The organism is Haliscomenobacter sp. (genome assembly GCF_965225875.1).
Taxonomy (GTDB): Bacteria; Bacteroidota; Bacteroidia; order Chitinophagales; family Saprospiraceae; genus Haliscomenobacter.
Genome location: NZ_CBDDBS010000002.1, coordinates 3,695,301 through 3,718,445 on the forward strand (window position 1 = coordinate 3,695,301; position 23,145 = coordinate 3,718,445).

At 48.2% G+C, this 23,145-nt stretch carries 16 protein-coding genes; 5 read left to right on the forward strand and 11 right to left on the reverse strand.

Features of this window, described 5'->3' with window-relative positions; genetic code table 11:
• Positions 1-11 precede the first annotated feature (11 nt).
• The 6 genes from ACO08K_RS17110 to ACO08K_RS17135 all read right to left on the reverse strand — a co-directional run bounded on the left by ACO08K_RS17110 (position 12) and on the right by ACO08K_RS17135 (position 11,772).
• Entirely contained in the window at positions 12-1,046 is a 1,035-nt protein-coding gene (locus ACO08K_RS17110; protein WP_421797632.1) for a glycosylase, read from the reverse strand.
• A 152-nt stretch (positions 1,047-1,198) separates the two neighbouring features.
• Positions 1,199-3,541 carry a GH92 family glycosyl hydrolase gene (locus ACO08K_RS17115; RefSeq protein ID WP_421798319.1) on the reverse strand — a complete coding sequence of 781 codons (2,343 nt, stop codon included), beginning with the start codon at positions 3,539-3,541 and terminating at the stop codon, positions 1,199-1,201.
• 197 nt (positions 3,542-3,738) lie between these two features.
• Positions 3,739-5,109: a 3-keto-disaccharide hydrolase gene (locus ACO08K_RS17120; RefSeq protein WP_421797633.1), complete on the reverse strand. Its 1,371-nt coding sequence runs from the start codon at positions 5,107-5,109 to the stop codon at positions 3,739-3,741.
• Between the two features lie 275 nt (positions 5,110-5,384).
• On the reverse strand, positions 5,385-7,265 hold the full coding sequence (locus ACO08K_RS17125) for a RagB/SusD family nutrient uptake outer membrane protein (RefSeq protein WP_421797634.1): 1,881 nt from the start codon (positions 7,263-7,265) through the stop codon (positions 5,385-5,387).
• A gap of 19 nt (positions 7,266-7,284) precedes the next feature.
• Entirely contained in the window at positions 7,285-10,713 is a 3,429-nt protein-coding gene (locus tag ACO08K_RS17130) for a SusC/RagA family TonB-linked outer membrane protein (RefSeq protein ID WP_421797635.1), read from the reverse strand.
• A 51-nt stretch (positions 10,714-10,764) separates the two neighbouring features.
• Positions 10,765-11,772, reverse strand: a complete 1,008-nt coding sequence (locus tag ACO08K_RS17135) for a FecR family protein (RefSeq protein ID WP_421797636.1) — start codon at positions 11,770-11,772, stop codon at positions 10,765-10,767.
• Between the two features lie 247 nt (positions 11,773-12,019).
• Here ACO08K_RS17135 and ACO08K_RS17140 point away from each other — a divergent pair, with 247 nt between their 5' ends.
• On the forward strand, positions 12,020-12,658 hold the full coding sequence (locus tag ACO08K_RS17140; RefSeq protein WP_421797637.1) for an RNA polymerase sigma-70 factor: 639 nt from the start codon (positions 12,020-12,022) through the stop codon (positions 12,656-12,658).
• Between the two features lie 28 nt (positions 12,659-12,686).
• Here ACO08K_RS17140 and ACO08K_RS17145 read toward each other — a convergent pair whose 3' ends face one another.
• The 3 genes from ACO08K_RS17145 to ACO08K_RS17155 all read right to left on the reverse strand — a co-directional run bounded on the left by ACO08K_RS17145 (position 12,687) and on the right by ACO08K_RS17155 (position 16,977).
• On the reverse strand, positions 12,687-13,388 hold the full coding sequence (locus ACO08K_RS17145) for a Crp/Fnr family transcriptional regulator (RefSeq protein ID WP_421797638.1): 702 nt from the start codon (positions 13,386-13,388) through the stop codon (positions 12,687-12,689).
• Between the two features lie 118 nt (positions 13,389-13,506).
• Positions 13,507-14,292 carry a 5-oxoprolinase subunit PxpA gene (locus tag ACO08K_RS17150; RefSeq protein WP_421797639.1) on the reverse strand — a complete coding sequence of 262 codons (786 nt, stop codon included), beginning with the start codon at positions 14,290-14,292 and terminating at the stop codon, positions 13,507-13,509.
• A 102-nt stretch (positions 14,293-14,394) separates the two neighbouring features.
• Entirely contained in the window at positions 14,395-16,977 is a 2,583-nt protein-coding gene (locus ACO08K_RS17155) for a BamA/OMP85 family outer membrane protein (protein WP_421797640.1), read from the reverse strand.
• Positions 16,978-17,280: 303 nt separating this feature from the next.
• Here ACO08K_RS17155 and ACO08K_RS17160 point away from each other — a divergent pair, with 303 nt between their 5' ends.
• Positions 17,281-17,766, forward strand: coding sequence for a CBS domain-containing protein (locus ACO08K_RS17160; protein ID WP_421797641.1), 486 nt, complete (start codon positions 17,281-17,283; stop codon positions 17,764-17,766).
• Between the two features lie 114 nt (positions 17,767-17,880).
• Here ACO08K_RS17160 and ACO08K_RS17165 read toward each other — a convergent pair whose 3' ends face one another.
• The gene (locus ACO08K_RS17165) at positions 17,881-19,269 is read right to left on the reverse strand and encodes an inorganic phosphate transporter (RefSeq protein ID WP_421797642.1); all 1,389 of its coding nucleotides are present in this window, start codon (positions 19,267-19,269) and stop codon (positions 17,881-17,883) included.
• Between the two features lie 145 nt (positions 19,270-19,414).
• On the opposite strand from ACO08K_RS17165, the gene ACO08K_RS17170 reads away from it, so the two are divergent.
• The 3 genes from ACO08K_RS17170 to ACO08K_RS17180 all read left to right on the forward strand — a co-directional run bounded on the left by ACO08K_RS17170 (position 19,415) and on the right by ACO08K_RS17180 (position 22,342).
• Positions 19,415-20,290: a hypothetical protein gene (locus ACO08K_RS17170; protein WP_421797643.1), complete on the forward strand. Its 876-nt coding sequence runs from the start codon at positions 19,415-19,417 to the stop codon at positions 20,288-20,290.
• A gap of 5 nt (positions 20,291-20,295) precedes the next feature.
• Positions 20,296-21,318: a S41 family peptidase gene (locus ACO08K_RS17175; RefSeq protein ID WP_421797644.1), complete on the forward strand. Its 1,023-nt coding sequence runs from the start codon at positions 20,296-20,298 to the stop codon at positions 21,316-21,318.
• Between the two features lie 268 nt (positions 21,319-21,586).
• Positions 21,587-22,342 (forward strand): hypothetical protein, encoded by a 756-nt coding sequence (locus ACO08K_RS17180; RefSeq protein ID WP_421797645.1) that lies wholly within the window; start codon positions 21,587-21,589, stop codon positions 22,340-22,342.
• Between the two features lie 91 nt (positions 22,343-22,433).
• Here ACO08K_RS17180 and ACO08K_RS17185 read toward each other — a convergent pair whose 3' ends face one another.
• Entirely contained in the window at positions 22,434-22,994 is a 561-nt protein-coding gene (locus tag ACO08K_RS17185; protein WP_421797646.1) for a hypothetical protein, read from the reverse strand.
• Between the last annotated feature and the right edge of the window lie 151 nt (positions 22,995-23,145).

The following is a 23,145-nucleotide window of genomic DNA, read 5'->3' on the forward strand; positions in this document are numbered from 1 at the left end:
TTTTGAAAATTTTAGCCTTTTAAGGGCTTTGAAGTGGCTAAGGCCAGTACCCGGCCTTGTTTGCCCACGGCATTGTAAAAGTGATACACGGTATTTTTCCACTTGATGACCCAGGGTTTGTGGGCGTATTGCTGGTCGTAGGATTCGGAAGGAGCGATCAGGTCGGGGCCGTTCCAGTCGGTCCAATTGACAAGGTCGTAGGAGGAGGCAAAACGTTCAAAAGCGCCAGGTTTCCAGAAGGCCCCGAAGTAGAACAGGACGTAAACCTCTCCAATCCGGGCAATTTGGGCATCCCCACATATGCCTTTATAGCGGGTAATGATGGGCTGGTCGCCCAGGCGTTTCCAATTGAGCAGGTCGTCTGAAACGGCCATACCGATGCTTTCGTAGTTGGCGGTGTCGCCCTTGGCGTTGTAGTACATCACAAAGGGGTGGCCAGTCAATTTTTGCTTGTCCCGGATGATGAGGCTTTTGTAAATGACTTTTTTTTCAAACCAGCGGGCGTCATTGTCTTTGGACTGGAGTACTGGATGGGCAAGTCGCGTCCATTCTGTGGGTGGATTCAGGGTTTGGCTGTGCGCCATGCCCACGCCCAACTCACCGGCTTCGTAGCCCTTGGAATTGCCACCCAGATAAGACATCCAATATTTGCCTCTAAATTTTTCTACCCCATAATCTCCAGCCCATTTGGTATTGACCAGGGCCAGGTAGCCCGCTTTTTGATTGGCATCCCAAGTCTTTTCGGTAAAAGAGAGGATCCGGCCTTTTTCCTGCCAGTGGCGTAAATCTTTGCTTTGTGCCAGCCATGTTTCGTAACCCTGGCCGTCAAACACGATGTAGGTCATGTACCAGCGGTTGTTTTTGCGAAAAATGGTGGGGCTGTCGATCAGTTTGGTGGAATCGCGGTGTTTGAATACAATGCCGTATTTGTAGGGGGTTTGGATTTCCTGGTAGGTTTTTTCCATTACTTCCTGGGGTACTACCTTGGGTTGGGCAGCAAGTTTAATGCTGAAAAAGAGCAATAAAATGAGTAGGCTATTTTTCATAGGGCAAGAATTTTTCTCAGCTCCAGCATTTCATCCTAAGGTGCCTCTTAAGTGTCTTTGGTTTCTTAGGTGGTGAAATAATTCCCTGCTTCGCAGGTTTTTTCTTTTTCACCACCTAAGAAACCAAAGGCACTTAAGAGGCACCTTAGCGCTTATTTAGCGGTCATCGAAGGAGGGGCTTGTTCCGGTTTACTTCCCCAGGATTTATTGGGTTTGGGGCCAAGTTGCAGCGTCATCTTTCCGCCCTTCACCAGGGTTTCGTGCAACAACCAGGACTGGTTCAGCGCTTTCCCATTCAAGGTTGCCGACTGGATGTAGTAGTTCTGAGGCGCATTGTTTTTCGCTTCGATGACAAACTTTCCACCCGGGTAATATTTGGGGTTGAGGTGCAAGGTGATTTTGTTAAAAATGGGGCTACCGATTTCATAAAATGGCTTTGCCGAAGTACCACCGTTGACTGAAAAAAGGCCCGTTTTCATCAACACAGCCAGGCTGCCCATGAGGCCCTGGTCTTCGTCGCCGCTGTATCCCAGTTGGGGCGATAAGTCGCTGTATACTTTTTCCACGACCTGCCGCGACCAGTATTGGGTCAGCCAGGGTGCGCCGGAATAATTGAACAAATAGGCGGTTTGGATGCTGGGTTGGTTGCCGTAGTTGATGTAAACGCGGCGCAATTCCTCCTGGGTTTCTTTGTCGTGGGATTTGCCGGATACGAAGTCGTGTTTTTGGGCTTTTTCAAAAGATTCGTTCAATCGCTGGGTGAAAGTTTCCCGGCTGCCCATCAAGTTGACCAGACCTTGCACGTCGTGGGGTACAAACCAGACGTATTGGGCAGCGGTACCTTCCTCCCAACCGTGATCGTAAGTCAGGATGTCGACGGGTTCGCCCCATTTGCCCTCCAGGGTGCGGTTCCACATCCAGCCGATTTCGGGGTTCCAGATGTTTTTGTAGTTCTCTGCCCGTTTCATGAAGAGGTTGTAGTCGTCCATTTTACCCAAGGCTTTGGCCATTTGCGCCAGGCCGTAATCCTGATAGGCGTACTCCAGGGTTTGGGTGGAACCATCCTGGTGGAATCCATAGCGGGTTTCACTCAAAGGGTGCGGTATATAGCCACGTTCGATGTAGTACTCGATGCCCCCACCTTTGAAGGTATTGTGTTCGTAACCCGCTTTGCTCATCATGCCTCCGGGGAAGTGGTTTTTGCGGAGCCCTTCGTAAGCCTTTTCGATGTCAAAGCCGCGAATGCCTTTCAGGTAGGCACTGACGATGAAGGGTGTGGTGGCAGCCCCGGTCATCACGTAGGTGTAGTTGCCACCAGCAGGACCACGGGGAATGAGCCCACCGTCCTGGTACATCATCACCATGGAGTTGACAAAGGACTCGGTTACTTCGGGGTACATCAGGTGCCAAAGGCTATTGATCGTCCACTGTGCGCCCCAGAAAGAGTCGGAGTTGTGGTGGTTGTATTTGGGTTTGCCCTGGGCGTCGAGTGGGATTTGACCAATGCGGCGTTGTGGGCCAGTCATGTCGCAGTACTTCCCGTTTACATCGTTGATGATGCGGCGGCCAAGCAAGGCATGCCACAAGTCGGTGTAAAAACGGCTGCGTTCTTTTTCAGTCCCTCCTTCAATTTCGATGCGACTCAGCCATTGGTTCCATTCGCTGCGGCTGTCTTGCACGGTTTTATTGAAGTCCCAGTGGGGCAGTTCGGCCTTGAGGTTGAGGCGAGCCTGTTCCTCGCTGACGTAAGAAATGGCTACTTTCATTTTGCGGACTTCACCAGCCTGGGTGGTAAAGCTGAGGTAGGCCCCAGTGCGTGCCCCTTCAATGCGGTCGCCAATATCCTCCAATTTTCCGTTTCGCCAGCCCTTAAACGTATCGAATGGTTTGTCAAAAACGGCTACAAAAAAGACGGCCACAGTTTTGGGGCGGCGGATGGTGGGTGCCATCACCGCATACCCTTCAATTTCCTGATTGCTGACTTTTTTAACAAAGCCCTTTTCCGTATCGGAAGGGCCTAAAAAAGCGGAGAAATCAAAAAGGATATGGCTTTGTTCGGATTTGGGGAAGGTGTATTGGTGAAAACCCACCCGGGTGGTGGAAGTCAATTCAGCGGTGATGTTGTAGGCATCCAGGACTACTTTGTGGTAGCCAACCTTGATGACTTCTTTATCGTGTGAAAATTTGGATCCGTATTGATTGGCACCCAAATGGCCTTTGAAGGTACCAGTGGTGGGCAGTACAGGAATGCCGGATAGTTGCCAACAGTGGATGTGGCTGAAACATTTGATGCTGTCCAGATTGTAGCGGTACCCGGCCCCCCAGTCGGCGTTGATGGCATTGTCGGGACTCAGATTGACCATGCCGAAGGGGCGACTGGCGGAGTTGAAAAAGAACCACCGGGAATTGGCCGCGTCAACGAGGGGGTAGACGAGGTCGACGGGGGCTTTGGGGGCATTTTGGGCCAAAACCATTAGCGGTTGAAAAAAAACCACAGTCAAGAAAAATAGGCTTGTTGCTAAAGGAAAAAATCTCTTCACGATTTTAAGCTTATTTAACCTCTGAGGTGCTCTTAGGTGTCTAAGGTGGTTCAAATAAAACATTCTGACTACTTCGTGGTCTATTTTTGAACCACCTTAGCCACCTAAGGACATCTTAGAGATTGTGCGTTTCATTTTAATTTGGATTGGGATCAGAATTCCCGGATTTTAATGCTGCGGAAATGCACCTCATCATGATGATCTTGCAATAGAATATGACCAGATGGAGCTTGCGCAAAGTTGGGATGCGGCGCGTATTTGCTCTTGGCAATCAAGTTGCGAAAAACCTGGGAATGCCGATCGTATTCCACCATTTTCAGGTTGTTCAACCAATGCTCAACGTGGCCATCTTTGGAAACAATGCGCAGTTTGTTCCACTTGCCGGGAGGGTTCATGCGTTTTTCGGTGCTGCCTTCGGAGAGATTTTCGGCGGCAATCAAGTCGTATAGTGATCCGGTGGTGCGGTTGCCACCCACTCCGGCCTTGGCGTCGGCGTGATTTTGATCGTCGAGGATTTGAAACTCAGGCCCTAGACCAGCTGTAGCTTTACTTTTGCGGTCTTCCTGTACAAAGTATTTCACCCCACTATTGGCCCCTTTGGTGATTTTAAAGTCCAGTTCCAGTTCAAAGTTTGAAAAGCTTTCATTGCTGATCAGGTCGCCACCTTTGCTGGTGCTGTCCTGGTGCGAGCTGAGCACTTTGAGCACCCCATCTTCTACTGCCCAACCTTTTTGAGGAAAGGCATCGGTGTTGAATTTGCGCCAACCTGCGGTGCTTTTACCATCCCAGAGCAAACGCCATCCCGTCCTTTTTTCCAATTCAGACAACTGGTTGGGTAAGTAGTTGACTTCGGGCGCTTCTTCGCCTCCTTTCCAGGTGTAGGCGGCCAGGTTTTCGGTCGCAATGCGGATGTCGCGCCATTGGACGGTCAGGCCATTTTGTTCTTCCCGTTTGATGGCGTGCACTTGCAGAGCGATGAAGCCCCTGGCAGTTTGATTGTCTAATACATTGGCGCAAGGAATGCCGTTGATCCAGGTTTTGAGGGAAGGGCCGATGGCTTCGATGTGGTATTTGTTCCATTGGCCATTTTTAAAGGCTTTTTGCCCCTGGGGATTGATCGACAGGGGATATAACCAGCCATTGCGGGCTTCGTCGTAAAGGCCGCCACTCCAGGCGCGTTCGGCGGGGTCAATTTCCACCTGGTAGCCGTGTACCCGGCCATTCATGATGGCGGGGTCGCTAAGGCTGCGGATTTGAATGCCTGAATTGAGGCCAACTTCTACCTTCACTTCCAATTCCAGGACGAAATCGCCATAGGTTGCTTCGGTACACAAAAAGGTGTTCGGGGTATTGAGTTGGGAGACTCCGACGATGGCTTTATCGATGATTTTGTATTCGGCGTTGCCATTGCGTTTGGCCCAACCTTTTAAGTCGGTACCGTTGAAGAGGGATTTCCATTGGGTTTGGGAAAAAGAGACAAGGGCGCAGGTAAAGAAACCTATGAGTAGAAGTACTTGCTTCATGGAGCAGTGGTTTTGGAGATCGAGTAATGGCGGCGGATTTTTTGAATTAAAACCCCGAAGGGGTGACATGATTATAGCATTAAAAATGTCAATGATTTTCAAAGAGAAACCCCGAAGGGGTGGTATGATTAACAACCTTAAAAATGCCACCCCTTCGGGGTTTCTCTTGAAAACAAATATTCCTTCAATTTTTCTATAATCATGTCACCCCTTCGGGGTTCTAAAACTACACAAAATGTCGCATTCGATTTAATATCGACCAATCGTTAACAACATCAATACCCCGCGTTCTGGGTCATGGCTGGGAAAGACAAATCGATCTCTGCCTGAGGAATGGGGCGCAAATAGTGTACATCATTGATGGTACCACTTTTGGCTGCCCAGGGATTGTATTTTTTCACCCGTTCAACCAATTTGCCCGTTCTTTTCAGGTCAAACCAGCGGGAATATTCACCCATGAGTTCGCGGGCACGTTCGTCCAGGATCAGGTCGATGGTAATGTTGGCAGCAGTAGCGCGGTAGGATACAGTTTCCAGCGACTTAACATTTTCCGGAACCAGTGCACATTTAGGATCATTGCCTTTTTTTGCACCCAGTGCACGGTCGAGTACCCGATTGTAGTAAACTTCGGCGCCGCCCAATTTGCCACCTTTCGCGCCTTTGACGATGGCCTCGGCAGCGATCAGGTAGGCTTCAGCGGAGCGGAATACTGCTTCATTGAAGGTGCCAAAGGCATCACCGTAGGGAATACCTGGCTGCCAGAATTTCCACATGTGGGGTTCACCTGATGGAAATCCGCTCACGTTTACGGCACTGCCGTTGATGAACCCGTATCCACCGCCCCATTCTTCAGGGTTGACAACGGAATATTTCTTTTGGCCGCCCATGTCTACACCTCTTTCGGCCAATGTAGTAGCAGGTTTATTCCAGGGGCGATAGTAGACCACGGTATCACCAGCCTTGATGTCGATTTTTAGGTTGGGATTCACAGTTGGTAAGGGTTTGAAGCCAGCAACGGCTTGCATGGCATAGCCTACCTCCAAAAAGTTGTGGTCGTAGCGCGAATCATTCTCGGGGTCATACAAGCGGTACATGGCCGGGGTAGTATTGTGGAATCCCAGGGAGCGGTTGTAATCACTCGTTCTACCTTTGGAGCCTGGAAATCCTTCGCCACTGCCATTGAATACGGAGTGTAAGTTGTTTCCACCTGCTGCGTCAACGGTAAATGCCGGATCGGTTTTGTTCGTCAACACATCAGCATTGTACTGCACTGCAAAAATGATCTCCGGATTTTTGTCGTTCTGGGCCCCGGTGTATTGTTTCAGTGGGTTCTCCGAACGCGTTGGGAACAGTTGATTGTAATTGGTAGCCAAAGGATATACGTCAATTACTTTGTCGGCATATTGCAGCGCCAAATCAAAATCAGCAGGAGAGCCACCCAGGGAGTTTTTGAAATTCCAGCCACGGGTCAAATAAACCCGAGCCAACAAAAACTGAGCCGCCCCTTTCGTAATCCGACCATAATTGGTGGCGGTAACCGGAAGTTTGGCTTCCGCGTCGAGCAAGTCGGTGATGATTTGTTTGTACACATCTGCTGAAGGCACCCGGGTTGCCTCCTTGGTTGGACTCACTATTTCAGTCAATGGCATGGGGACATCGCCCCAGTGCTGAACGAGGTAGAAATAGCAAAGAGCTCTCAAAAACTTGGCTTCTGAAACCCGGGCATCTTTCAGGGCAGCGGCCATGGTAGTAATGCCTTCGGCACGAGTGATGGCGGTATTGGTACGCCCAATCTCGGTGTATAAAAGGGTCCAAAGACTTTGTAGCTCACCCAAAGAAGCGTTGAAACGCACATCGTATTGCTCAATTGGCCCGGTGTTTACGGTGGGTGTGGCAAATTTAGGGTCGCCATATCCGCCCGCAGTAAAAATGTCGGTACCATTCAACACAAGGGTCCGGTTCTGGTGAATGTTGCGCAGCAAAGAGTAACAAGAGCGCACCAGGTCTTCAAAACCCGCCTCGGTTTTGTAGTACACATCCGTGGTCAGGGTTGTAACGGGTTTTTCAACCAAAAAATCTTCATCACAGCCTGTAGCAATCAGGCATAGCGCAGTGATTGCCGAAAAAGTGAAACGAGTTATTATTGTTGATTTCATTGGATACAGAGTTAAACGATTAGAAACTGATGTTTACGCCAAAAAGTAAAGTCATCGACGGAACATCGTCCTGGAAAATGGCTGAGTTGAATTCGGGGTCAAAACCTGTGAATTTTGACGTCACGTAGGGGTTGATCACCTGGCCGTAAAAACGGGCACTGGCCATTTTTAACTTGTCCATTACTGCTTGTGGCAAGGTATAACCCAGTGTGATGTCGGAAATGCGCAGGAAGCTGGCGTCCTGGTAGTTGATCGCACTGCGGTAAGGGTTGGCCGCAACTACCCCAAAATAGGTATTGGAAGGGTTGTCGCTTCTCCAATAATCCAGGGAGGCCAGGCGGTTATAACGGGTACCCGATACTTCACCAAAGGTGCCTGACAAGGTGCTGTTGTTGTACTGCACCCCATCGCGGTAGTAGACGAAAAATGAAAAGTCAAATTGCTTAAAATTAAGGCGGTTGGTCACCCCAAGGATCCAATTGGGCAGCTGGGTGCCCAAATAAACGCGGTCGTCGATGGCATCGGAGGAAGAAATGACACCGTCGTTGTTTTGGTCAACCACTCTTACGGAACCGGGCACTTGTTTGTACTTCGCGGCGAGGTCCTTGTCTACGGTTTGCCAGATTCCATCAAATTCGTAGTCAAAATTGGCACGGATGGGATACCCTACGAACAGGCGGTTTCCTTTGTCCACCTTCTGGCCATCGCCATACAATTGCAGCAGTTTGTTGTTGTTTTTGGTAAAGGCGAAGGTGGTGTTCCAATTGAAGTTTTTGGTCGCCACATTGGTTGTTCTGAGGGTGAGCTCCACCCCTTTGTTCTCAATCTGGCCCACGTTGGCGATCACCTGGGAGAAACCCGTTACCGTAGGTATTTTTTGATTTAGGATCAAATCCACCGTTTTACGGTTGTACAATTCCAGGGATGCGGAGATGCGGTTTTTAAAGAAACCAAAGTCGATGCCCAGGTTCAATTCGTTACTGCGTTCCCAACGCAAGTCTTTGTTGCCCAAATTCGCTGGAGCAAAGCCAAAAGCCGCAGTACCATCAAAGTCATAGCCCGTATTCAACAAGCCGGCCTGAGTGCTGTAAGGGTTCACGGTAGAGTTGCCTACCTCACCATAGCTCAGACGCAATTTCAGATTAGAAAAGACATTCAGGTTGTTGATGAATGGCTCATCGCCCAAACGCCAGGCCACTGCTACTGAGGGGAAGAACGCCCACTTGTTGCCTTCAGAAAGTTGAGAAGCACCATCGGAGCGGCCCGTCAGGGTCAACAAATATTTGTCGTTGAAAGAGTAGTTTACCCGGCCCATGTACGACAAAATCGAGCGCTCAACCAGCGAGCTACCAATGCTACCGATGGTTGCGGCAGTACCCAGGGCATACCAGTCCGAATCATAAGGAAGGTCCCGTACAAAAATAGAATAAGCTTCATTCCTTTGGTAAAAAGCACTCTGCAAGCCGGTCAGGTTGATTTTGTGCCGACCGAATTCTACATTGTAGTTGATGATGTTGTCCAGGGTATAATTGGCCAGGGTTCGGTTGTCGAATTGTGCCCTTGGTTTGGCACCAATTTGTGATTTGGACCAGCGACCTCGAAAATCCCCTGCTCTTTCAGAGGTATAGGAAGCAGAAATAGAGGAGCGGATGCTCAAACCTTTGAGCGGCGTCACCTCAACGTAGGTATTGCTGATGATGGAGGCATTGGTGGTTTGCAACTTTGAAACCGTGGGGTCGATATCCAATAAGGGGTTACCCACTTGTTTGTCGTTGATGCCCATCCAAAAGGCATAGCCGTTCACATCGATGTCGGAGTTTTCAGATGGATTGGCCACGTCTTTGTAATATACGGTACCGGTAGGGCGAGCTCGGTAGGCGTTGCGGAGGGATTCGCCGGAACCTACATTGATGTCGCCATAGCTCACATAGGAAGTGAAGCCAACCTTGAAGTATTTGCCGATTTTGCTGTCCAGGCCAGCATTGAGGTTGTATCTTTTGAATCCAGTGTACAGTACGTTGCCATCTTCATTCAAAAAACCACCTGAAAAGCGATAGGTCGTTTTTTCGGTACCACCCGAGATGCTCAGGTTCTGGCTCATCTGCATGCCCGGACCAGTAACCAGGTCGACCCAATCGGTGGTGTGGTTCGCGTCGATGTTCGCTCTTTCGGCAGCCGTAAAGCTGGCTCCAGTTGCGCCTTCCAAAACCCGGTCGGTGTAAATGGATTTGTAAAACTGCGCGGTATTCATCAACTCAGGCAGGTGGGCTGGATTTTTCACCCCAACGTAGCTGTCATAGCTGATTCTGGGTTTTCCGGAAACGCCTTTTTTGGTCGTAATGATGATTACCCCGTTGGCCCCACGTGAGCCGTAAATGGCCGTAGAGGACGCGTCTTTGAGGATATCCATCGACTGGATGTCGTTGGGGTTGAGGTTGTTGATGTTGCCGCCCATCAAGCCATCGATGACAATGAGGGGTTCGGTAGAGTTGTTGATGGTGTTTTCCCCCCGGATGGTGATGCTGTAGCCAGTGCCGGGTTTGTTGTTGAGCTTGGTTACCGTTGCTCCGGCCACTTGTCCCTGAATGGCTTTAGCCGCGATGATGGGGTTGCCCCGCACAATATCCTTGGTTTGTACGGAGGCCACGGCTCCCGTTAAATCGGACTTTTTGATTTCACCGTAGCCTACGACAACTACCTCGTTCAGTAGCAAGTCGTCTTGTTTCAGGGTGACGTTGATCGTCGTCTGGTTGCCCACCACAATTTCCTGGGTAATAAAGCCGGTAAAACTGAACACCAGAATGCTGTTTTCGTTGGGCACATCTACCCGGAATTCACCATTGACGTCGGTGATGTCGCCAATGGTCGTGCCTTTGACCAACACGTTGGTACCTGGCAGGGCCTCTCCCGTGTCATCGATCACTTTGCCTGTGATGGTTTTGTCGGGGATGGTTACCGACAGGGGTGCTGATTGCAGGGGGCTGACCACACTCAAGAGGCTGTTTCTTTCCGGTGTGTTTTTTAGCAAAGTCGGCACGCTGTTGCTTTCTGTTTTTCGCGTTTCCCTGGTGCTCGATTTTTCATTTTTCTGGACAGGAGCTACCACTACGTAGGCATTTTTATTGACCTTTTGGAAGGTCAGCCGGTGGGGCTTGAGCAGTTTTTCGAGTTTACTTTCGAGTTTTCCCCCTTTGATTTTGTCCACCGTTGCCTGCAAACCTTTTACGGTCACATCTTCAAATAAAATACTGACCTGGTATTCCTGGCTCAATTCATTCAGGGCATCTTTCAAACGGATGAGGTTGGAACTTGGGCTGTTTTTTGCTTCCAGGTCTGGCTTATTTTGCTGCACATAAGCCAAACTTTGTGCCATCAGTAATGGATGGCAAGCCAAAAGCAAGAGCAAGAGTATGCTTAATGACGTGTGTTTGGTAAAATATTGTTTCATACGACCTGTGAGTTTTTTAGACTTTATGTACTGAAGTGTGCATAAAGTCCATTATTTGGTTGAAAGGTATATGGTATCTCCTTGCTGCCGTACATCTACATTCAGCAGGACTGATAGTGCTTGAAAAAACTCGGTGGATTTTGCGGCTTTGAAATAGCCTGACAGGCGGCGTTCGGCCAATGCTGGCGTGTCAAAGGCCAGCTGCAATCCAAAATGCTCCTTGATGGTAATGGATGCCTGGGCAAGTGGGGTGTCATCAAAGTAGAATTGATGATCCTTCCAGGCGCTGTATTTTTTGGTGTCATCGGTTTTGGACAAGTCCAGGTTTTGGGCGCCGGTGGTCAGGATCACGACATCACCGGGTTTCATAACTTGTTTTTTCCCGCCTTGATATTTGACCTGTACCTTGCCTTCATTCAAGATTACTTTTTTGGCCTGCTCGCGGGCGTATAGCACAAATTTTGTCCCAAAAACCTCTACTTCAAAATCACTGCTGGTTTTGACAACAAAGCGCTGATTGTCGATGGTATGCGTGACGTGAAATTCAGCTTCTCCGTCCAAGAGCACTCTGCGGTTTCGTTTAAATTGCCCCCATCTCGGTACGTATAAGGTTGAGTTGGCATTGAGTACTACTTCGGTGCCGTCCGAAAGGATCAGTTGTTGGGTTTTAGCGAAGGGCGTTTGGTACGTACGGTACAAGATGGTTTTTTGCAAAAAAAATAGGCTCGCAGTCATCAATATCGCCAGTGAGGCAGCCACGTACCAAAATTTGCGCAGGCTGCGAACCGTAGCATATTTAACAGCATTATTTTTGGTTGTGGGTTGTTCCTGGTCATTGGGCAAGGGGGTGCTGAGTACGGTTTGGAATTTTTGCCAGGCTTCCTGATCATCGGAAAAATATTGGGGGTTTTGGCTTTCCCATTCATCCAGGTACTGGTAATACAAGGTTTCATTTTCAACGTCTTCCTTTAACCAATCCTCAATCAGTTTCCGCTCGAGAGAAGTTGCTCTTCCATCGAAATAATCGAACAGTATTTTTTGAATCATCATTTCTTTCATAAGGCTTCGCGGGAAATGGTAAAAAATCAACTTGAGGTTTATCGAGGTGCCAGATGCATCATCAAGGTATCAGACAAATTCAGGGGTTTTTACCCCACATTGAAGGCGAAAAAAAATTAAATGAGCCGGTTTTTTTTCAGAATATTATTTTTTATTGACCTAAAGTCAAAAAACATTAGTGTAGTATGTGGGGTAAAACTCCAAAATTATGTCTACTATTGAATAAGGGAGTCAATACACTCACAGCATGGAGAAGCTATCAAAATTCGAAGTCAAAGACAAGGAGACCAGATTGTCTGCATTAAAAGCAGATGCTGAATTGTTTGCGGAACCCAAACTGATTAGTGACGAAGTTTTTTTGCAAAGAATTTTTGCCCAGGACGCCCGAAAAGGCTGTGAGGTGTTGTTCAAGCGCTATTACAACAACCTTTGTAACCACGCCATGCGCTTCGTGTATTCCAAAGAAGCAGCCGAAGATATTGTCAATGAAGTTTTTGCCAATTTTTGGCAGCAACAGGTTTTTGAAAAAATCAACAACTCCTACCGCGCTTACCTGTACCAGGCGGTGCGCTACCGCAGCTACAATTACATCAAATACGAGTTGAACCAAACAGAAACCTTCGAGCCCGATTACACAACGACTCCTGTACTACAAGCTGACGATATATTACACTATACCGAGTTGTGCCAAAAACTAGACCGGGTTATTCAGGAGCTTCCGCCCCAATGCCGGAAAGCCTTCCAGCTCAATCGACTGGAGGGAAAAAAATACGCTCAGGTGGCTGAGGAACTGGGCATTACGGTTAGTGCTGTGGAACGACTAATCAGTCGGGCACTGAGCAAGTTGCGCAGTGAATTGAAGGAGGAGTGGATGCCGGGGTTGTAAATAAATGAAATCCGGTATTGCCTGCTCACTAACTCACCTGTAGTGCCTCCCCTTTCAACTTCTCCATATCCCGGATCAACAACCTCCTTCTGTCAAAGGTCAGGATATTCCGATCCCGCAGATCATTGAGCAGAGTGGTCACCGTTTGCCGGGAAGTTGCGGTAAGGTTGGCAATTTCCTGGTGGGTGATGAATTTGCGGACTTCGGTTTCAAAACCTACCCGCCGCCCATTTTTCTCGGCACTTTCCAACAAATATTCAATAATGCGGGTACGGGAGTCTTTAAACACCAGCGATTCCAGTCGTTTTTCCATTTCCAGAACCCGGGAACCCATAATTTTCATGATGAACAAACCTAGCGCATTGTGGTCGCGCATCAACAACTTCATCTCATCTACATTGACCACACAAACCGTTGCCTCTTCCATGGTGTAGGCAAAATCGCGGCGTTTGTCCTCACCGACGAGGGATAGTTCGCCAAATACGTCTCCTTTACCAAGAATGGCTTTGGTGATTTCTTTTCCAGAGTCACCATAGGTGCCAATTTTAACCCGGCCATCGGTGAGAAAAAACACCCGATCCGACATTTCATCGGGCAAATAGATGTATTCGCCCCGCTTGTAACAGCGGTGGAAATGCGCTTCCAAATCCCCACGTCGGATCTTCTGAGGGCAAAAAATACCAGTAACGTCAATGTTTTCTAAATACCAAAATGATGCTTCGTTGCTCATCGTTTGCTCATTAAAGGACCAAAATAGTTCGACTACCTAAATTAGAGAAGCCCTAAGTTACAGAGAATTTTACACTTAATAAAATAGTAAAACTTTGAAATGGTTTAAAGCTCCTAATTTAGTAAGGTGCCTGGATAACGATTTTTTTTGCCTCTAATGCATGTCGTATGGCTTGCGCAAAGGAGATTGCGTGTATACCGTCGCCGTGGAGACAGATCGTATCTGCTGTAAGGGGAATGTTCTGCCCGGAAAGCGAAGTGACTTGCCTTTCTTCTACCATTTGAAGGACTTGCGCAATACAAGCCTCGGTGTCTTCAATCAAGGCATTGGGTTGATTGCGTGGGGTCAGGGAACCATCAGCCTGATAACTCCGGTCGGCAAACACCTCGCTGGCGGTGCGTAAGCCGAGTGTTTGAGCAATTTTGATGGAAAAACTACCACTCAGCCCGAATAAGAGGAGATCGGCATTAAAATCCCGTACTGCTTCGGCGATGGCGGAGGCCCACTCAAGGGATTGAGCGGCCAGATTGTACAAGGCCCCGTGGGGTTTGACGTGTTGTAAATAAGCTCCTTCGGAGTAAGCCAAATTGGCCAGGTCCAGGATTTGTTCCTGCACCAATTGATAAACCGCTTGCGGTGAAAGGGACATAGCTGTACGCCCAAAATTGGCTTTATCTTCAAACCCTGGGTGGGCTCCAATGGCAACCCCATGCTCCAGCGCCAAACCAATGGTGCGCCGCATGGTGTCCTTATCCCCGGCATGGTAACCACAGGCAATGTTGGCCGAGGTGATGAGCGGCATTAAGGCGGCGTCGGCAGGATACCCCTCGCCGAGATCGCAGTTGAGGTCAACTGAGAGATTGCCGGTTGCGGATTTCGGATTTCGGATTGGACTGCCAGACATTTGAGCAAATTTTTTTAAAGATAATGTCATTGCACAAAAAATCAATGCTGCATCAATTGCGATGCTCCTGCCGAAATCCGAAATCATCAATCCGAAATCGAATTATTCTGGTTCGAAACCAAGTACGATGTTAAAGTTCGCCACCCCTTTCGCAAACAGGTTCGTAACGTTGGGTTTGTCGAAGCCCAGACCGTAGTCGAAACCAAGGATACCAAACATGGGCAGGAATACCCGCAGACCCATACCCGCAGAACGTTTCAGGTCGAAGGGGTTGTAATCCCGCAAGTTTTTCCAGGTGTTGGTTCCCTGCAAGAAGGTGTGCACATAGATGGTCGAACTGGGGTTGAGCGACAAAGGATAGCGCAACTCCAGGGTGAATTTGTTGAAAATTGGAGTTGGCGTTTGGCCAGAGCCCGATGGGTCAGCGTTGTTTTCGAAGTCGGCAATTTCATAACCCCGCGAAGAAATGATGTCAACCCCTTGGAAACCGAATTGCTGGTTGTTCAAACCATCACCCCCCACCTGAAAGCGTTCAAAGGGCGAAGTACCGATTTTACGGTTGTAGTAGCCCAGGATACCAATCCGTGAAGAGGTTTTGAGCACCAGTTTGCCTACAATGGTGGTATACCAGTCTACATCAAAGCGCCATTTGTGGTATTCCAAATAACGGAAGCGCTCATTGGCAGAGAGTTCACCGTAGTTTTTGTCTTTGTCTGCAAACAAAGAATAGGGTGGGGTAGCTTGAATGATCAGGGAGATGCTGGAACCATCCCGTGGGAAGGTTGGGTCGTTGATCGTGGAACGCACGATGTTCTGACGAATACTGAAGTTGTTGAAGTTACCCGTAGAGACGATTTCGCCCTGGTCGGTGCGGAACAAGCCCTGGGTCCACTGATTCAGCCGCAGCGACTGGATATTGACAGCTGTGCTGGTTACGAAGTTGTCGTCAGGCCATTTCAAACGAGTACCCAAGCTCAGCGATCCCTGTACGATGTTCAAACTTTGGCTACCACCAGTTCCATCAAAGAGTGGATAGGCAAAACGGTTGAAAAAGCCCCCCATGGTGAAAGAGTTGGGCTTTTTGCCCCCCAGCCAGGGTTCCGTGAAAGATACGTTGTACGACTGGTAAAACTGGCCATTGGTTTGTGCCCGAATAGAAAGGCGTTGACCGTCGCCAGTAGGCAATGGGCGCCAGGCCTCCTTGTTGAAGACGTTGCGCATCGAGAAGTTGTTGAAGGATACCCCCAGGGTACCGATCACCCGCCGGGCACCGCCCCAACCTGCGGAGAGTTCCAGCTGATCCGCCGGGCGTTCTTCCACGGTGTATTCGATGTCTACCGTACCTCGCTCTGCGTTGACCGGGGTATTGATGCCCAGTTTTTCAGGGTTGAAGTAGTTGAGGGCCAAAATTTGCCGTTGTGAACGAATGATTTCAGAACGACTAAATTTCTCTCCGGGCAAGGTGCGCAATTCACGGCGGATTACGTGTTCGTGGGTCCGGTCATTGCCCTTGATGATGACTTTATCGATGGTGGCTTGTGGGCCTTCAAAAATGCGGAGTTCGAGGTCAATGGAGTCGTTTTCAACGGATACTTCCGTAGGTTCTACGTTGAAGAACAAATACCCATTGTCCATATAAAGGGTACTTACATCGCGACCGTCCTGGCTGAAGCGCAGGCGGTTTTCCAATAGTTCGTTGTTGTAAATGTCACCTTTTTTGATGCCCAGGATTTGATCCAACTGCTCATTTCCGTAAATCGAGTTCCCCTTCCAGGTCAGGTTACGGAAGTAGTAGCGATTGCCTTCATTGACTTTGATTTGGATGTGCATTTCCCCTTTGTCGTCGCGCCACATGCTATCACCAATGACGCGTGCATCCCGGTAACCTACGGTATTGAAATATTTGACAATTTCTTTTTTGTCGTCGGCATATTCATCGCCAATGAATTTGGAGCCAGCCAGGAAGCGTTTTTTCTCCTTGGTTTTGTCCATTTTTTTCAAAAGCTTCTTCTCCTTAACATTGGTGACGCCAATAAAGGAGATGTCCTTGATTCTTACTTTTTCCTCCAGGTTGATGTCGAAAGTCAATTTGACCGAGTTCAAGCGGGCAGTGTCCGCAATTTCGGTTACATCAACGTGCGCATCCAGCCAACCTTTTTTGATGAAGTTTTTCTCCAATGCACGGGCCGCATTGGATTTCATGTTTTCGGTTACAATACCTCCTTTGGTGATGTGTTGGTTCACGATCTCGTTGAGGGTTTCGTGTTGGCCTTTGCCTACGCCTTTGTAGCTGTACAAGGACAAGCGGGGGCGCTCCTGTACCTGAATTTCGAGGAAAACTACGTCTCCGATGGTTTTTTCCTGCAGGATTTGCACATTGGTGAACAAGCGCAACTGGAGCAGGGCTTTGATGGCTTTGGGGATGCTGGGGCCAGGAATACGAATCTTGGCTCCAACTTTCAGTCCAGAAATACTGGTGATGGCGTTGGCATCACTGAATTGAGCGCCAGTGACCCGCACACCGCCAATTTCGTAGTTGACTGGTGTGGAATAGTCAACTACGGGCAAGCTGTCGCGTACTTCCTGGGCCATCAGGCACAAGGGAAACATGGCCACAGCAAGGAGCAAAACGTTGTTTCGGGTGATGCGCAATAGCGCCAGCATACTACACTGAATGTATCTCATTAGTCCTCAGTTCTTTCTTTTTTCAATAACGAGCGCAAAAGTACGTCATTATTCCTTTTTTGCTACAATAGGTAAAGGTTTTAAAAAATTGTCTTTTCGCAGCCCTTTAATATCGTGCAAAAAAAATGATTGTTCTGAGGATAATAGAGGCCGAGAGCGAAACTTGGGTTGTATGCCGCCACCTTTTTTATCAAAACTTGGTAAGCCTATTGACCAAAATCATTCCAGAAGGTTGAGTATAATCAACGCCATGATTTTTTGAAGGGGGTAATTTAGCGGTATTAAATCACAAAAGTCCTGATTATGAACGTCCTGGCACCCGTTAAAAGCATCATGAGCAGCCACTTGATCACCGTTGCTCCTTCTGACAAACTGAGTATTGTCAAAGATATTTTTGACGATCACAATATCCACCACATTCCGGTAGTGCGCTACAAGGAGTTGATTGGGATCATCAGCAAAACGGACTTTATGCATTTTATGCAGGGATTTTCCCCCAATGAAGAAGATCGTTTTGTGAACTACGCAAGGCTGCGGTCTTACTCAGCTGAAGAAATTATGACCAAAGGTTTGGCCAAATTGGACCCCAATGACCGCATCAATGTGGCCCTGGAGATCTTTTTGGTCAATCGCTTCCACGCTATACCAGTTGTAGAAAACGATGAGTTGATAGGTATTCTAACGACCTACGACATCATCAAGGCACTAGCGACCGAGCCCGTTTCCCCCAAACAAATTTTGGATAGCCAACATCATGAGGGCGGGGTGACTGAAGGGATTGTGGGATAAATGATGAATGATGAGTGATGAGTGATGAATTTATATGGGAGGAGATCAAACCTAAAGGAATGAAAGTCCAAAGATTCATCATTCATAACTCATCATTCATCACTTATTATTCACTTACTGAAAAATATATCTAAATAGTGCATATAAACCTCCCGACAGCAAAATCGTCACCGGAAGGGTGAGAATCCAGGCTGAAAGGATGGTGATGAGCGTCGATTTTTGCAGGTTTTTACGGCCATTTTTGGCAATCATGGTACCAGCCACTGCGGAGGAAAGTACGTGGGTTGTACTTACTGGAGCATGAAAAATGGTACTCATCGCAATCGTCGCCGAGGCCACCAACTCGGCCGTAGCGCCCTGAGCATAAGTCAGGTGAGATTTCCCGATTTTTTCACCAATCGTGACTACAATTCTTTTCCAACCAATCATTGTACCTAAGCCTAGCGCCAGAGAAATCAGTAATACAACCCAGCGTGGCGCAAACTCATAATTTTTGGCAAGGTCATCAGCGATATGTTTCATCTCCTCTCGATCCTGATGATTGAAAAAAGATCTAACCGTAGTGGTAGTTTTGAGGTGTTTGTTCAATTTTTGAAGTTCTTGGCGAATACCTGGACGGTTTTGCGCGCCCTGACTCAACAATACTTTCAGGTCAGCAGTAGCCTCTAATACTTCTTGCGCAGCTTCATTTTTGCGCTTGGATTTTTGTTTTTGCATGGCGTCGCCTACGGTCTGTTCCACTTTATTCACCGTTGTCAGCAGTCCAGTCGCGTCAAAATCTCGATGCAATGCAAATTGAGCTGGCAAAAATATCATCAAGACGATCATGAATAAGCCCACACCCTTCTGACCATCGTTGGAACCATGGAAAAAGCTCACCAGTGTACAGGTGGTGATCAGGATAGCCCGAATCCACATTGGAGGGGCTTTTCCCCGTTCTGGCTCATGAAAAATTTCTTTATTTTTGATCAACTTGGCAAAAAACCACATCAAAAACATTGCTGCAAAACACCCAAAGAAAGGTGAGAACAACAAAGCCAGTGCAATTTCCTGGGCTTTTCCCCAATTGACTCCATCGCCACCGTGTATCCAAAAAAACACAATACCTACGCCCAATAATGCACCAATCATGGTATGAGAACTGGAAGAAGGTATGCCAAAATACCAGGTGCCCAAATTCCAGATGATGGCAGCCAACAGTACCGCCGCAATGATACTCGCGCTTTCAAAAAATGGCATCACCATCATGTCGTTGACGGGTAACAGCTTGACGATACCCATCGCCACGCCCACACCACCCGTAATTACTCCGAGAAAATTAAAGATACCCGACCAAACCACCGCAACGGTGGGCTGCAAAGAGTGGGTATAAATTACCGTAGCAACTGCATTGGCGGTATCGTGAAATCCGTTGACAAATTCAAATGCCAGAACGGCAATGAGGAAGAAGATCAACAGAGCTGCTCCTCCGGAGCTTAAAACAGAGAGGTCAAAGACGTTCATGTGTCTGGATTAGAGGCCAATGCACACATTGGCAGCTGATTTAAAAAATCGCTGAAAGATAACACTAATTTTGTACGACCAAAGTGGGCATGTTTACGTTTTAGAACTGTTGATAAAATATTAACCTAAAATTTACATTGACAAGATGTTTAAATCCAAAACCCTGGCCATTTTTTGTGCTAGCTGGAGCGTAATACTCCTGTTTTCGCGGCCGCTGAACGCTCAGGAGGAAAAAAGCGCCGTCTTTCGGACACCTTTGTTCGAAAAAATTGAAGTGGACCCCACCCACGCCGAGACTTATTTCGATTACCGCATTCGAACGGTGGAGTTAGGCTCGATCGTGCTGCGCGATGCCTTTGTCTCGCCTTTGCGGCTGGTCGGCACTGGGTTCAAGTTCGGTTACAACCGCCTCTACTATACCCCGCAGGCCCTGAAAGAATACAGTACCGGGTTATTTTCTGGACTTGCTACTGATCCGTCAACTGAGTTCACCCTCATGCTCCTCAATTTTTCGGGGCAATACAGCTGGCAGTTTCCGGTTTTGGAAAAAAAAGGCTGGCAAGGCTATGTAGGTCCCTGGGCGCAGGGTTTTGGCAATGTGCGCTTCGCCCTGCAAAATGTGAACAACGTATTGGGCTACGACGCGGGTTTGGACCTGGGGGTTACTGGGCGCTTGGCCTACAAATTTAAACCTGGCCGCCGGGAATTCATCCTTACCCAGCAGTTGAGTCTACCCTTGGCGAGTGGTTTTGTGCGCCCGCTGTACACCTTCACCGGGCCGATCATTGGTGAAACTGATAAAGAGGTAAGTATCTTCCAATTGGGCACCCTCAACCGCCGCTTTGGCTGGATATACAAGGCCAGTCTGGACTTGTACCGCAACCGCAAACACAAAAAACAGGTGGTCGAGCGGGTTCCCTACCGGATCAGCTACAGCTTCCAGTACGACCAGTTCAAAAAACCGAACCCTTTACAGTCGGCCATGCAAACCATTACCATTTCCAGAATCCTCAAATATTAATCACCATGTGTATCCATAAATCATACCCAGTTCTATTGTTGCTAGGGTTGTTCCTCAGTTTTTCAGCTTGTTCGGAATTGCTCATCGAACCCGACCCGGCGGATAATCCCGTCGAAAACTTTGAATTGCTCTGGCGCGAAGTAAATGCCAAATACACTTTTTTTGAGTACAAAAACATCGATTGGCAGGCGGTGTACCAGAAATACCGGCCCCAAGTCAATGAAAAAACCACGGACGAAGCACTTTTCAACGTACTCAGCGCCATGCTCAATGAATTGAAGGATGGGCACGTCTCCCTTATTGCGCCCTTCAACGCGGCCAGCAACCGCAGTTGGTACTTCAATTACCCACCCAACTACAATGCCAACATCATCGACCGCAATTACCTGCAGGAAAACCGCCGCATCATTCTCCCCTTCAGGACGCAGTGGCTGGCGGATAGCTCGGTGGCGTACATTCGGTATTCGAGTTTTAGTGATGTGGTTTCGGGCGAATCCATGAGCGAGTTGTACAAATATTACGGTAAAGCCAAGGGTTGGATCATCGACATCCGCGACAATACGGGCGGTAGCCTGGGCAACGTGGACGCAATCATGAAGGGCTTTTTGGATACTGAAACCAAGGTGGGTGCCGTGCGCTACAAAGTAGGCCCTGGCCGGGATGAGTTCAGCAAATTTTTTCCCTACCTGATCAAACCAGACAGCAAAGGCAACAAGTTCTTCGGTAAAGTCATCGTGCTGACCAACCGCAAGGTGTACAGCGCCGCTAATTTTTTCAGCTCCGCCATGTCCACCCTCAACAATGTCACCATCCTGGGCGACCAAACGGGCGGCGGCGGTGGCGCGCCGTATTCCGGGCAGTTGTTGAATGGCTGGGCCTATACTTTCTCCACCACCTTGTTGCTCACACCCGACAATCAGCAGATTGAAAACGGAGTGGTGCCGGATGTAAAAGTGGATCTGGACCCGGCGGATGAGGCGAAGGGGGTGGATAGCATTTTGGAAAGGGCGATTGGGTTGTTGAGGTAAGTTTGCTGGATAAATTTGGGGGATGAGCTCGTTGCTTTGAACCTCCCGAAAGTGGAAAACTTTCGGGAGGTAAGGCTCTGGATCGGTGTGGAGTTTAGAGATTCCAAGAAAAGCCCTAAAACTGGCCTATCAAAAAATGAACACAAAGCACACCAAACAAAGCCTTGTCAACATCTAGCTTTATGACCTTTGTGTGTCTTGGTGTCCTTTGTGTAAAAAAATGTCGCTTTTGTGGGATGCTGAAGGTTATTGGATAAATGAACTGCTTATGCAAACAATCCTGAACCTGAACATTTGTTTCCCATTATTGCTATGCATCCTACTGGAAGGCCAAGAACCTTACAAAGCTGTGCTCAATACCCAACGAAGCGGAGATCTGGTGCTTGTTGATTCTACTGCTCTTACTAAAAAACTGCATTTTTATTCCCAGGAAAGAACGATGGCCTATTACCCAGTTTTCTACATCGGGGAGGCAACAGATAGTTTTGTATTGCGGCAAGATCCCATCCCCAGACATTGGGGTGCCCAGGCTAGGGATTACAGTCCACTCAGAAATTGGGCGATGTCATTTGAAAACTTATTGACCATTTTCGTCGATACTTCAATAAATCTGGCTCTGCGAGCAGCCACGGGCCATTTTTCCAAGTACCCTGACCATGACCCAATTTGGGATTCCATTCGCCATTACAGCGCATTCCCAGTGATTGTAAGCAACCATTCGGATTCTTTAATTCAAACGGGAATTTTTAGCGAGTTGTGGTGTACTGTCCGACAAGCCCAAAACCCTGAGGGTGAATGGATAGACATTGAATATCCTGTCCAATATTTTTGTGGTACTGGCCATCGAGATGTTGTTTTGGAGCCAGGCTGGGTACTAGTTGCCAAGCTCATGCGTTATCAAGGAGATTACAAAACCTTATGCCGGCTTAAACTGGTGTACCGGGGAAATCGGGTGTATTCCAATACTTTCGTGGATTGGATTGATAAAAAACGCTTGACTGGGAAATGGAGGGAGGAGGAGTGAGGCAAGGTAGTTCGGGAAATAAATTCATAGTAGTTTTTGACGATCATTTTTCGTAACCACGGTTACGGTAAACATAGTTACGAAAAACAAATCACCTTCTCACCCGTACCATCCCAAACCCCAAATAATCATACACCGTCGGATCTGCGGCCAGTTCCTCGCCCGTTTTCAGGTTCCTAAGCACTACAAAATCGTGGTCTTTGAAAAAAGCGGACTGGAAATAAGGGTGAACATTGATGCCTAAAAAATGGATTTGACCTACTCTCGCCTCAGCTTTCCACTCAGCATTCAATTGGTAATGTTGCAGCAGTTCATTACAAATCGTGGTGGTAAAGGCAGCGTAGCCTACACAGTGGGCACTGTGGCTGTCGATGAGCAGATTGGGGTCGTTGTGGTTGCGCGCTGCGCTGAAGTGGAGTTGTTTGGCGCTAAGCTGTAAGGCCTTTTTTAAGATGACTCGGGGCGATTTTACGGAATTGGCTGGCAATTCGCTTTCGATGTAGGTACGCAACTCCGGGTTTTCGATGGCATAAGTTGGTCTATCCCCCACTGACTGATAACTGAACAATTGCCAAAACAACCAGTTGCGGAGCAGAAAGGTGAGGATGGTTAAGGCCAATAGGCCAAAGAGTAGTTTTTTGAAAAGCTTCATGTTCGCTCCGTAGATTTGATGCGATGCGATTATCAATCAATTGGGAGATTTTAGGCATAGCGACCAGCGGCAGCGCCGCCAAAACGTCTGTAGCTCAAGGAACGAAGATCGTTTAAAGGTACGTAGTACCGAAACAGTTGCCTTTTGTTCC